The 11,752-nt window shown below is 67.3% G+C and carries 13 protein-coding genes; 5 read left to right on the top strand and 8 right to left on the bottom strand.

Annotated features, from left to right (window positions below; translation table 11 throughout):
• Positions 1 to 394: 394 nt before the first annotated feature.
• The 8 genes from E2F49_RS16310 to ykgO all read right to left on the bottom strand — a co-directional run bounded on the left by E2F49_RS16310 (position 395) and on the right by ykgO (position 6,344).
• Complete coding sequence (locus E2F49_RS16310; RefSeq protein ID WP_165971118.1) at positions 395 to 562, bottom strand: hypothetical protein; 168 nt, start codon at positions 560 to 562, stop codon at positions 395 to 397.
• Positions 563 to 578: 16 nt separating this feature from the next.
• The gene (locus E2F49_RS05545; RefSeq protein ID WP_133392922.1) at positions 579 to 1,793 is read right to left on the bottom strand and encodes a TraB/GumN family protein; all 1,215 of its coding nucleotides are present in this window, start codon (positions 1,791 to 1,793) and stop codon (positions 579 to 581) included.
• Between the two features lie 4 nt (positions 1,794 to 1,797).
• Complete coding sequence (locus tag E2F49_RS05540) at positions 1,798 to 2,328, bottom strand: GNAT family N-acetyltransferase (RefSeq protein ID WP_133392921.1); 531 nt, start codon at positions 2,326 to 2,328, stop codon at positions 1,798 to 1,800.
• A gap of 4 nt (positions 2,329 to 2,332) precedes the next feature.
• Positions 2,333 to 3,271: a carbon-nitrogen hydrolase gene (locus tag E2F49_RS05535; protein ID WP_425481334.1), complete on the bottom strand. Its 939-nt coding sequence runs from the start codon at positions 3,269 to 3,271 to the stop codon at positions 2,333 to 2,335.
• A 55-nt stretch (positions 3,272 to 3,326) separates the two neighbouring features.
• Positions 3,327 to 4,526 (bottom strand): serine hydrolase domain-containing protein, encoded by a 1,200-nt coding sequence (locus tag E2F49_RS05530; RefSeq protein ID WP_133392919.1) that lies wholly within the window; start codon positions 4,524 to 4,526, stop codon positions 3,327 to 3,329.
• 124 nt (positions 4,527 to 4,650) lie between these two features.
• Complete coding sequence (locus tag E2F49_RS05525) at positions 4,651 to 5,694, bottom strand: agmatine deiminase family protein (protein WP_133392918.1); 1,044 nt, start codon at positions 5,692 to 5,694, stop codon at positions 4,651 to 4,653.
• A 4-nt stretch (positions 5,695 to 5,698) separates the two neighbouring features.
• Positions 5,699 to 6,040, bottom strand: a complete 342-nt coding sequence (locus E2F49_RS05520) for a hypothetical protein (protein WP_055248744.1) — start codon at positions 6,038 to 6,040, stop codon at positions 5,699 to 5,701.
• Between the two features lie 178 nt (positions 6,041 to 6,218).
• Positions 6,219 to 6,344 (bottom strand): type B 50S ribosomal protein L36, encoded by a 126-nt coding sequence (gene ykgO / locus E2F49_RS05515; RefSeq protein WP_005913193.1) that lies wholly within the window; start codon positions 6,342 to 6,344, stop codon positions 6,219 to 6,221.
• 114 nt (positions 6,345 to 6,458) lie between these two features.
• Between ykgO and cmk the strand changes: the two genes are divergently transcribed.
• The 5 genes from cmk to E2F49_RS05490 all read left to right on the top strand — a co-directional run bounded on the left by cmk (position 6,459) and on the right by E2F49_RS05490 (position 11,751).
• On the top strand, positions 6,459 to 7,133 hold the full coding sequence (gene cmk / locus E2F49_RS05510) for a (d)CMP kinase (protein ID WP_133392917.1): 675 nt from the start codon (positions 6,459 to 6,461) through the stop codon (positions 7,131 to 7,133).
• Between the two features lie 241 nt (positions 7,134 to 7,374).
• On the top strand, positions 7,375 to 9,063 hold the full coding sequence (gene rpsA, locus E2F49_RS05505) for a 30S ribosomal protein S1 (protein WP_055248740.1): 1,689 nt from the start codon (positions 7,375 to 7,377) through the stop codon (positions 9,061 to 9,063).
• Between the two features lie 62 nt (positions 9,064 to 9,125).
• Complete coding sequence (locus tag E2F49_RS05500) at positions 9,126 to 9,428, top strand: integration host factor subunit beta (protein ID WP_055248739.1); 303 nt, start codon at positions 9,126 to 9,128, stop codon at positions 9,426 to 9,428.
• Between the two features lie 148 nt (positions 9,429 to 9,576).
• A complete protein-coding gene (gene lapB / locus E2F49_RS05495; protein WP_133392916.1) occupies positions 9,577 to 10,755 on the top strand; it encodes a lipopolysaccharide assembly protein LapB in 1,179 nt (392 codons plus the stop codon).
• 12 nt (positions 10,756 to 10,767) lie between these two features.
• On the top strand, positions 10,768 to 11,751 hold the full coding sequence (locus E2F49_RS05490; RefSeq protein WP_133392915.1) for an MraY family glycosyltransferase: 984 nt from the start codon (positions 10,768 to 10,770) through the stop codon (positions 11,749 to 11,751).
• Position 11,752: the final 1 nt, after the last annotated feature.

The raw sequence follows: 11,752 nt of genomic DNA, 5'->3' as shown, positions 1-11,752 counted from the left end.
GGTTTGACTCACGCCTCCGGCGTTCGCCCTTCGGGCCGGCTTCGCCGTTCGCCAGCGCCTATGCGCTGTCGTGCTTCCTTTTGACAAGACAAAAGGAAGCCGCGCGCGGAGCGTGCGGAAGCCTTGGGTTTGATCTTGATCCGGCTGTTTTCGAGCTTCGAGAGACGCGAAAGGCGGAAGCCCAGTCAAGTGCAGAGCTTTCGCACGCAAGCGTGCGAGTTTCTTTTGGCGAAACCCAAAAGAAACCAAAAGGTCCCTTCGCCGGACGCGATCCGCCGCATGGAGCCGCGGCGGTCCCCTGCGCGCTTCGCCTGACGCGGCACGCAGCCCAAAATCGCTGCGCTCAGACATGGGCTGCTCTTCGGCCGCGCCAGGCTCCAGTGCTCGGCTCGCTTTACGGCTCGCAGGTCAAGGTCAAAGGCTGAAAGCCGAAGCCGAAGCCGAAGCCGAAGCCGAAGCCGAAGCCGAAGCCGAAGCCGAAGCCGAAGCCGAAGCCGAAGCCGAAGCCGACGCAGGGTCGAGGCAGGACTGTCGATGCAACGGCGACGCGAAACGTTGCCATGTGCGAAACAGGTGTGTCAGGTCAGCACCTTGCCTGCAATCCGCAGCCCCGCCACCCACACGCCGATGCTCGAGCCGATGTTGGCGAGCAGGAAGCTCAGCAAGGTTCGCGACACGCGATTGCGGTACCAGCCGCGCACCGTGCCGGCGTCGTCGCGCAGGGATAGGAAGTCGTTGTAGGCCGGTTTGCGGATCCAGGCTTCGACCAGACCACTGAACAGGCCGGGTGAAATGCCCGGCGGGCGGATCGGCTTGAGCGGTGCGGCGATGGCCGCGGCCAGGATGCCGAGCGGATGCGACAGCGCGGCCGCCGCGCCGAGTGCGGCGAAGCCGGCGGTGATGACCACCCACTCCTTGACCAGTTGCCGGCCCAGTTCGGCGCCGCCCTGGTAATAGCCCCAGGCGATCATCGCCAGGATCATCACCGTGATCAGCGACATCACCCACTTGAGGCTGCGGCCGGGGGGCGCGTGTTCGAGTTCGGTGCGCGTCTGCGCGGGCGGCTGCGCGTCGTCGGCGAGATGGCGCGCCAGGCCGGCCAGGTGGCCGGCGCCGACGACCGCCAGCACCTCGCGCGCGTTGCCCGCATCCTCGCGCAGCTTCGCGGCCATGTAGCGGTCGCGCTCGGCGATGATCGTGTCGTAGAGCTCGGGGCTGCTCTTGGCGAACTCGCCGAAGCTCGATTCGAGCATGTCGCCTTCCTTGAGCTTCTCGATCTCGTCCTCGCCGAGTTCGTCCGACGCCATCAGGCCACCAAGCAGGCTGCCGACGAGTTTCATGCGACCGAAGAAACCGAGCTTCTTCGACGCGCGCTTGAACGTCAGGCCCACGTCGCGGTCGATCAGCGCGACTGGCAGGTCGCGTTCGTTCGCCATCATCACCGCACGCTTGAGTTCCGCGCCGGGCTCGATGCCCAGCTGCTCGGCGAGCCGGCGCTGGTAGGCCGCCAACGCGAGATTGGCCGCAAACAGGGCGACGCGCCCCTTGCGGATCACGTCGACCAGATTGAGCCTGGCGAGCGCATCCGGATCGCTGATCGCCTGCAGGCGTTGCGCGTCGAGTTCGACCGCCACCGCATCGAAGGCGCCGCTGCCGATCGCATCCTCGACCGCTTCCACGCTGACCCGCGAGACGTGGGCCGTGCCGAGCAGGGTGTAGCGCACGCCGTCGCGTTCGACGATCGCGTGCGGTTGGCTCTGCCAGGACGTGGCGGCGGTCATCGGTTCGGTCATCGGGTCAATCGTCGTTCGGTGGAGTGGTGTGCCCGTCGCCGAGGGCGCGCTGCATCAGGATGGTGTCGAGCCAGCGGCCGTGCTTGCGGCCCGAACCGGGCAGCACGCCGACGGTCTCGAAGCCGAGCCGCTGGTGGAAGCGCACGGACGGACCGTCGAGCGGCGGGCCGATCACCGCCATCATCTGGCGGAAGCCGCGCTGCGTGCACAGCGCGATCAGCCGTTCCATCAGCGCACGACCGATGCCGTGGCCGTGCTGGTCGTGCGCGACGTAGACCGAGCTTTCGACGGTGTAGCGGTAGCCGATGCGCGTGCGGAAACCGCCCGCGTAGGCGTAGCCAGCGAAGGCGCCGTCGCGGGTCGCCACGATGTACGGGTAGCCGGCATCGCGGATGCCCGACCAGCGCCGGCGCATCTCGTCGACGTCGGGTGCGTCGTATTCGTAGGTTGCCACGCCGCCCGCCACCTCGCGCGCGTACAGCGCGGTGATGGCGTCGAAATCGGCGTCGACGGCGTCGCAAAGTTCGAGCGGCATCGGGTCAGTCGATGTAGCGCTTGAGCAGATCGCCGTAGGCGTCGATGCGGCGGTCGCGCAGGAACGGCCAGATGCGGCGCACGTGCTCGCTGCGGCCCAGATCGACCTCGCAGGTCAGCAGGGTCGGGTCGGTCCCGGCCTGCGCAAGGAACTCGCCCTGCGGGCCGAGCACGTGGCTGTTGCCCCAGAAGTCGATGCCGGCCGCGCCGAGCGGCGACGGCTCGTGGCCGACGCGGTTGCACGAGAGCACCGGCAGACCGTTGGCGACCGCATGGCCGCGGTGACTGAGGATCCAGGCATCGCGCTGGCGGGTCTTCTCGTCCTGCACGTCGGTCGGGTCCCAGCCGATCGCGGTCGGGTACAGCAGCAGATCCGCGCCGGCCAGCGCCATCAGGCGCGCGGCCTCGGGATACCACTGGTCCCAGCACACCAGCAGGCCCAGACGGCCCACCGAGGTGTCGATCGGCTTGAAGCCGATGTCGCCCGGCGTGAAGTAGAACTTCTCGTAGAAGCCCGGGTCGTCGGGGATGTGCATCTTGCGGTACTTGCCCGCGAGGCTGCCGTCTGCATCGAAGACCACGCCGGTGTTGTGGTACAGACCCGCAGCGCGGCGCTCGAACAGCGAGCTCACCACCACGATCTTGTGCTGCTTGGCCAGCGCGGCGAGGCGCTCGGTGCTCGGGCCGGGAATCGGCTCGGCCAGATCGAACGCATCGACGTTCTCTTCCTGGCAGAAATAGGCGCCGTTGTGCAGCTCCTGCAGCAGCACCAGCTTGGCGCCCTGCCTGGCGGCCTCGGCGACGCGCGTCTCGATGATCGACAGGTTGGCGTCGGCGTTGTCGGCGCCGCGGTCGATGATGGCGCGCTCCTGGATCAGCGCGACGGGCAACGTGGTCTTGCGGGTCATGGCGTGGGGGCTGCAGCGTGCGGAGGGACCGCACATGCTAACGCGGATGCCGTCGCGGACCGCGCCGCCGCACGCGGCCATTCAGAGCGCATCAAAGCGCGCTTGCGAGGGCGACGATCTGGGAGGGGAACGCGGCGTGGTCCATCGCCGGCGTGTGCGGCGTGTCGCGCCGGCGGATCTGACGCACGGCCACCAGTCGCTTGTCCGGTACCACGACGATGTACTGGCCCAGGAAACCTTCTGCCGAGTAGGCCACCACCGGGCCGGTGTCCTCGTCGAACACGTCCGAGCGGCCGAGGCCCAACGCGCTCGTCTGCGCCGCGTACAGCGCCGGCCAGTCCGCGCCGAGCGCATCGGCCATCGCCGTGCGCAGCCCGGCAATGCCGTCGAGGCGCTGGCCGCGCAACGACTCGAGCGTCGCGATCCAGCGCGGGTCCGCGTCCTGTGCCCGCGCCGCCGCGATGGCGTCCTCGCGCACGGTCAGGAACTGCCAAGCGGGAATGCGCCACCACAGCAGTCCGACACGCGGCGAGCGCGGGCCGGCGGCATACAGCGCCTGGACGTAGCCTTCCGGCAGCAGGCGTTTGCCGTCCGGCGCGATACCGTCATCGAGCAGCAGCTGCCCCAGTTTCGCCGCGTCGTGCGCGCTCAACGGCAATCCGGCCATGCCGTGCGGTTGTCCGGAAGCATCGCGATACCAGGGACCCGGCACGATCCCCAGCGGCTGGAACAGTCGCGCGTTGAGGTAGACATCCATCGGCTGCCCGGCCGCCTTGCCGATGACGCCGGCAAGCAGGTTGGTGGCCTTGTTGTTGTACGCGAACACTTCGCCGGGCGTGCTCGACAGCTCGGCCGCCAGTGCCAGTTGCACCGCATCGGGCGCAGGGTAGATCTCTTCGCCGGCATTGGGCGAGTTCTGCAGGCCCGAGGTGTGGTCGAGCAGCATGCGCACGGTGATGTCGCGCTTGCGCCCCTGTGCCCACTCGGGGAAGAAGGTGTGCACGGGCGTGTCGAGCGATTCGAGCGCGCCGTCCATGAGCAGCAGCCCGACACCGAGGGCGACCACGGATTTGGTCGCCGACATCAGTTCGATGGGACGCTGTCCGGTGTCGCTCGCCGTGTCCACCAGCACACGGCCGTCGTGGATCACCAGCAGCGCATCGGATTCCGCTGCCGCCGACGCGCTGCGAATGGCGTCGAGCGCTGCATCGGCGCTCGGCTTCACGGGCGAGGCCGTCGCCCCCGCGCCGGAAACGACGAGCACGAGTGCGACAACGAGGGGAGCGAGCATTCGGCGCATCGGCAGGACCTGCAGGCGGCGGGACAGATTGACTACATGTGTAGTCAATCGCCCGTGTCAGAGGTCACGCGTCGCGTGTCCGATGCCGATCGCGGCGACTGGCGTCGCCGCGGTATCAGTCGGCCAGCAGGCCTTCGGGCAACTGCATCGTGATGCAGTGCAGGCTGCCGTTCTGCCAGATCAGCGGGCGGCAGGAGACCTGCACGATCTCCCGTCCCGGATACGCCTGCGCGAGCACGGCGGCGGCCGCGTCGTCGGCAACGTCACCATAGGCCGGCATCAGCACAGCGCCGTCGAGGATCAGATAGTTCGCATAGCTCGCAGCGAGTCGGCGACCGTCGTCGAGGATCGGTTGCGCCCACGGCAATGGGAACAGGCGATACGGTCGTCCATCGCGCGTGCGCAGTGCCGCGATTTCACCGGCCATCGCCTGCAGTTCGGCGTGATGCGGGTCGCTGGTGTCGTCGCAGGCCTGGAACACGATCGCATCGTCCGGCGCGAAGCGGGCGAGGGTGTCGATGTGCGCGTCGGTGTCGTCGCCTTCCAGATAACCGTGGTCGAGCCACAGCACGCGGTCCTGCGCCAGCCAGTCCGACAGCTTCGCGGTCAGTTCCTCGCGCGAGGCATCGGGATGACGCTCGTGCAGGCAGCGCCAGGTCGTCAGCAGCGTGCCGGCACCGTCGGTTTCGATCGCGCCGCCTTCGAGGGCGAAGTCGATTTCGCGACGCTCTGCGCCCTCGGCGAACACGCCGGCGCCATGCAGATGCCCGACCAGCAGATCATCCCGGCTTGCGTCGAACTTGCCGCCCCAGCCAGTGAAGCGGAAATCGTTGAGCCGAAAACCGCCGCCATCACGGCGCAGCGAGATCGGACCCGAGTCGCGCAGCCAGGTGTCGTCATAGGCCGCCTCGACGAAGCGCACGCGCGTCATGTCGACGCGGTTCGACGCGATCCGCACGTAGGCGTAGCTCTGGATGTCCTCGTCCGGCACGCAGATCACGACCGGCTGGAAGCGGGTGATCGCCGCGACCAGCGCGATGTAGGTGTCCTCGACGTCGCCCAGGCGCGCGGCCCAGTCGGTGTCTTCGGTCGGCCAGGCAATCAGGATCGCGGACTGGGGTTCCCACTCCGCGGGGAAGCGCAATGCGTGTTCGGTCATGGACTCAACGGATGGCGGGCTTGGGGCCGATCTCCGACGCCGTGGCCCGGTTGGCGACGGTGTCGATGACCCGGTTCCGCTCGAAATAGACGGTGAAGGTGGGGTAGACCCAGCGGTTGATCGTCGGCCACTGGCGCTTCTGGCCGCCGCGCGGATCCATGCGCTCGGTCGGCACACCGAAGCGGGCTTCGACATCGGCCATCGACATGCCGCGCGTCGGCACGGCCATGCCGGCAGGCTGCTTGGTGCGATCGACCAGCAGGGTGTCGGCCGAGGCCGGCGTGGCGGCGAGCAGGGTGCAGGTCAGCACGCTGCCTGCGAGGATCGAAGCGAAGAAACGCGACATGGCGGAGACTCCCGTGCAGAACAGCGGTGTATGGACGCGCCGCGCCGGCGCAGCGCCCTGTGTATCAGAATTCGCGCGACGGCGATGCCGAGGCGGGATGTGCGCGTCTGAAACGAAGAAAGGCCGCATCGCTGCGGCCTTTCTCGCGTGCCTGTCGCGTATGCGACGGCAACGCGTCTCAGCGCTGGCGCGCCTTGAAACGCGGATTGGACTTGCAGATCACGAAGACCTTGCCGCGGCGACGCACAACCTTGCAATCGCGGTGGCGGGTCTTCGCCGACTTCAGGGACGACAGGACCTTCATGGTGAACCTCTGGGATGGGATACGAACAGCAAGCCCGCTATTCTAGCGGCTCTTTCCCCCACGATTCAAGCGCTTGGCGTCTTCGCGATGCCGGGCCCTGCGCAGGAGACGCAAATGACGGCCACGGTGCCCGTTCTCACGATCGACGGCCCTTCGGGTTCAGGTAAGGGCACCATCAGTCGCGCGGTCGCGCAGCGGCTGGGTTGGCATTATCTCGATTCGGGCGCCCTGTATCGCGCGGTCGGTGTCGCAGCCGGCTGGGCGGACCTCGATCTGGACGATGCCGGCGCGCTGGTGCGCTGCACCTTCGACACCACCATCGGCTTCGACGAAAGCGGCGACGAGCTGCGCGTGCTGGTCAACGGCCACGACGCCACGGACGAATTGCGGACCGAAACCGCCGGCGCCGCGGCCTCCGCGATTGCCGCGATTCCCGAGGTCCGCGCCGCGCTCAAGGACCGGCAGCGCGCGTTCAGGGTCGAGCCCGGCCTGGTCGCCGACGGCCGCGACATGGGCACGGTGATCTTCCCGGACGCCGGCTGGAAGGTGTTCCTGACCGCGAGTGCCGAGGAGCGCGCCGAACGCCGCTATAAGCAGTTGAAGCACAAGGGGGTTTCGGTGACAATGGACGGTCTGCTGCGCGAGATCCTCGCCCGCGACGCCCGTGACGCCAACCGTTCGGTGGCGCCGCTGCGGCCGGCCGAAGACGCCGTCCGCATCGACACCACCGGTCTTGGCATCGACGCCGTCGTCGAGCGGGTGCTGGCGCTGCTGCCCGCACGCGGCTGATCCGCACCGACCATTCCACCGCTGGTGGGTGACCGGTCCGGGTCGCTTCGACGTTGTTCCTGTTGCACGCAAGACCGCTCCACCGCTGTACCCATGCCGGCATCCGGAATCCTCCGGCCACCGGTTCCATCCACCTCAACACTCACGGCCCTGCAATCCCGCGACGGCCGACCAACGGGTGGACTGCCGGCACCAGCGCACACGCGCCGCCCCGCAGTCTGAGTCAACCAGGTATTTACCAATGACCGAATCATTCGCAGAACTGTTCGAAGCCAGCCAGACCAATCTGGCCAAGCTCAAGCCGGGCGCCATCGTCACCGGCGTCGTGGTGCAGGTCCGCACCGACGTCGTCGTGATCAACGCCGGCCTGAAGTCGGAAGGCATCGTGCCGATCGAGCAGTTCCGTAACGACGCCGGCGAGATCGACGTTGCCGAAGGCGACACCGTCAAGGTGGCGCTGGACGCCCTCGAGAACGGCTTCGGCGAGACCGTGCTGTCGCGCGAGAAGGCCAAGCGCGCGATGGTGTGGGACGAGCTGGAAGAAGCGCTCGAGAAGAACGAGACCATCACCGGCCGCATCAGCGGCAAGGTCAAGGGCGGCTTCACCGTCGACATCAAGGACGTCCGCGCATTCCTGCCGGGCTCGCTGGTCGACGTGCGTCCGGTCCGTGACCCGGTCTACCTCGAGGGCAAGGAACTCGAGTTCAAGCTGATCAAGCTGGACCGCAAGCGCAACAACGTCGTCGTTTCGCGTCGCGCGGTCGTCGAGAGCGAGCACTCGGAAGAGCGCGAGCAGCTGATGGAGAAGCTGGTCGAAGGCGCCGTGCTCAAGGGCGTCGTCAAGAACCTCACCGACTACGGCGCGTTCGTCGACCTCGGCGGCATCGACGGTCTGCTGCACATCACCGACATGGCCTGGAAGCGCGTGCGCCATCCGTCCGAAGTGGTGGAAGTGGGCCAGGAGCTCGAAGTCCGCGTGCTCAAGTACGACCGCGAGCGCAACCGCGTGTCGCTCGGCCTCAAGCAGCTGGGCGAGGATCCGTGGGACAACATCGCCCGCCGCTACCCGTCCAACACCCGCGTGTTCGGCAAGGTCTCCAACGTCACCGATTACGGCGCGTTCGTCGAGATCGAGCCGGGCGTCGAAGGCCTGGTGCACGTGTCCGAGATGGATTGGACCAACAAGAACGTCAACCCGTCCAAGGTGGTGCAGGTCGGTGACGAGCTCGAGGTCATGGTGCTCGACGTGGACGAAGAGCGTCGCCGCATCTCGCTGGGCATCAAGCAGGTCACCTCGAACCCGTGGGAAACCTTCGCGGCCATCCACAAGAAGGGCGACAAGGTCGACGGCCAGATCAAGTCGATCACCGACTTCGGCATTTTCATCGGCCTGGACGGCGGCATCGACGGCCTGATCCACCTGTCGGACATCGCGTGGAACTCCACCGGCGAAGACGTTGCCCGCAACTTCAAGAAGGGCGACACGGTCGAAGCCGTGGTGCTGGCGGTCGATCCGGAGCGCGAGCGCATCTCGCTGGGCGTCAAGCAGCTTGAGCAGGACCCGATGGGCCAGTTCATGGGCAACAACCCGCGCGGCTCGAAGGTCTCGGGCACCGTGAAGGAAGTCGATGCCAAGGGTGCGGTGATCGATCTGGGTGACGGCGTGGAAGGCTATGTGCAGGCGCGCGACATCAGCGACCAGCGCATCGACGACGCCAGCCAGCACCTGAAGGTCGGTCAGGAGATCGAAGCCAAGTACTTCGGCGTTGATCGCAAGACCCGCGTGCTGCAGCTGTCGATCAAGGCGAAGGACGAGGCGGAAACCGCCGAGACCCTGGCCGAGTACAACAAGCAGGCATCGGAAGCCTCGAGCGGCACCACCAAGCTGGGCGCGCTGCTGCGCGAGCAGCTGGGCAACAAGGGCGAGTAAGCCCGATCGGCGCCGGCCCGGGTCCGCCCGGGCCGGCGCTTTCGCATCTGCAAGAACGAGACATGACGAAGTCGGAACTCATCGAACTGCTGACCCAGCGCCAGGCGCACCTCAAGGGCGAGGACGTCGACCTGTCGGTCAAGGCCATGCTCGAGATGATGGGCGGGGCGCTCGCGGCCGGCGACCGCATCGAGGTCCGCGGTTTCGGCAGCTTCTCGCTGCATTTCCGTCCGCCGCGCACCGGACGCAACCCGAAGACCGGCGACGCCGTCGCGCTTCCGGGCAAGCATGTGCCGCATTTCAAGCCGGGCAAGGAACTGCGTGATCGCGTCAGCGACGTGCAACCGATGCCGGCCGAAGACTGACCGCTCCGGGCGGTCGCATTTTCTTTCCACGCCCTCGCGGCCTGCCGCGACGTTGGCGTGCATGATCGGTCAGCGGGTAGGATCGTCGACGCACCGTCGGCGCTGCGCGATGCGCGTTCGCGGCCGATCCATCGATGGAGCGTGATCCATGGCGTTTGTCACCGAGTGGTTCTGGTTCTTCCTGCTGCTGCCGATCGCGGCGCTCAGCGGTTGGGTGATCGGCCGGCGTGGTGGTGAGCGCCACAGCGACACCCAGGTCAGCCGGTTGTCGACGACCTATTTCCGTGGTCTGAACTATCTGCTCAACGAGCAGCCCGACAAGGCGATCGAGCTGTTCCTGCACATCGCCGAACTCGACAAGGACACCTTCGAAACGCAGGTCGCGCTGGGCCATCTGTTCCGCCGCCGCGGCGAGGTCGATCGAGCGATCCGTCTGCATCAGGGGCTGGTGCAGCGTCCGGATCTCAACGACCAGCAGAAGGTACAGGCGCTGCTCGCACTCGGCGAGGACTACATGAAGTCCGGCCTGCTCGATCGCGCCGAAACCGTGTTCACCGACCTGGCCAGGATCGACCAGCGTGCGCCCCAGGCGCTGCGTCATCTGATCGGCATCTACCAGGCCGAGCGCGACTGGCAGAAGGCGATCGAGAACGCGACCCGCTACGAGGCCGCGACCGGCGAGCCGATGGGCAAGCTGATCGCGCAGTTCGAGTGCGAGCTCGCCGATCGTTTCCGGTCCGCAGGCGATCACGACGCAGCGCGCGCGGCGGTGCAGCGCGCTTACGCGGCGGATTCGGGGTCGGTGCGTGCCGGCATTCTCGAAGGACGCATCGAGATCGACGCCGGCAACGATACGGCGGCGATCCGCGCTTTCGAGCGTGCCGCGCGCCACGACGCGGATTTCCTGCCCGAGGTGTTGCCGCCGCTGCTGGCCGCCTACGAGCGCGTCGGCGACGTGCCGGGCGCGCGCAACTTCCTCTCGCAGATGACCGAGCATTACAAGGGCGTGGCGCCTGTGCTGGCACTGACGCGTCTGGTCGAGCAGGACGAGGGCGTACACGCGGCGAGAACCTATCTGACGCGCCAGCTCAAGGACCGCCCGTCAGTGCGCGGTGAGGCGGCGCTGATCGAGCTGACCTTGGCCGACGGCGTGGATCATGTCGGCACGCTGCAGGAGTTGCGCCTGATCACCGAGCAGCTGCTGGTGCGCAATCCGAGCTACCGTTGCAAGCAGTGCGGTTTCGGTGCGCGCAGCCATCACTGGCAGTGCCCCAGCTGCAAGGAGTGGGGCACGATCAAGCCGCTACTCAACTACGCCGTGGTCTGAGTGCAGCTTTCGATGTCCATCCTCGCGGCGCTGTGCCTCGGGGCGTTCTTCGTCGCACTCGCCCTGACGGCGCTGGCCAGGCGATACGCGCTCTGGCGGCAACTCGTCGATGCACCCGGCGAGCGGCGCAGCCACGTGGTCGCCACGCCACGCGGCGGGGGCATTGCGATCGTCGCCGTCGTGCTGCCGGCGATGGTCTGGCTGGGGACCGATGGTGTGATGCAGCCGGTGTTCCTGCTGGGCGCGCTCGGGCTCCTGCTGGTGGCCGGCATCGGCTGGGTCGACGACCATCGCCCCCTGTCGCCCTGGAGTCGTCTCCTGGTGCACCTCCTGTCGGCCACGCTGCTGGCCGCGGGTGTCCTCTGGGCGGAACAGCCGGCCTGGTGGGCGGCTGTGGTCTTTTTGCTGGCACTCGGCCTCGTCAATGTCTGGAACTTCATGGACGGCATCGATGGCATCGCCGCAAGCCAGGCCGCGCTCGTGGCAGGCGCCTTGGCGCTGCTGGGCCTGATGGGCGGGGGCGTCGCGCTCGCATGCATGTTCGTCGCCGCTTGTCTCGGATTCCTGCCGCTGAACTTCCCCAAGGCACGGATCTTCATGGGCGACGTCGGAAGTGGCGCCTTGGGATACGCCGTTGCGTGCCTGTTCGCGCTCGTCCCGCAGCCCGATCTGGTCATCTCGCTGCTGTTGCTCCTGCCACTGTCGGCATTTCTGATTGACGCCGCTTTGACATTGCTGTCCCGCATCATTCGCGGCGAACGATGGTGGACGCCGCACGTACAGCACATGTACCAGCGGTGGGTGCAGGCGGGGCACGCCCATGCCGTCGTGACATGTGCTTACGCAGCCTGGACGCTGCTGTCCATTCTTGTCGCCGCATGGCTGGCAGGTGCCTCGCAACCCGTTATCATCGGAGCCTTCGCCACGTGGTATCTCCTCGGTGTCACGATCTGGCTCACTTTTCGCGCGCGGCACAACCGCGCGCGTCTGTCGTAGG

The sequence above is a fragment of the Luteimonas terrae genome (genome assembly GCF_004358165.1).
Taxonomy (GTDB): Bacteria; Pseudomonadota; Gammaproteobacteria; order Xanthomonadales; family Xanthomonadaceae; genus Luteimonas; species Luteimonas terrae.
The sequence above is the reverse complement of the archived record's forward strand: the minus strand, read 5'-3'. Positions and strand labels throughout refer to the sequence as shown.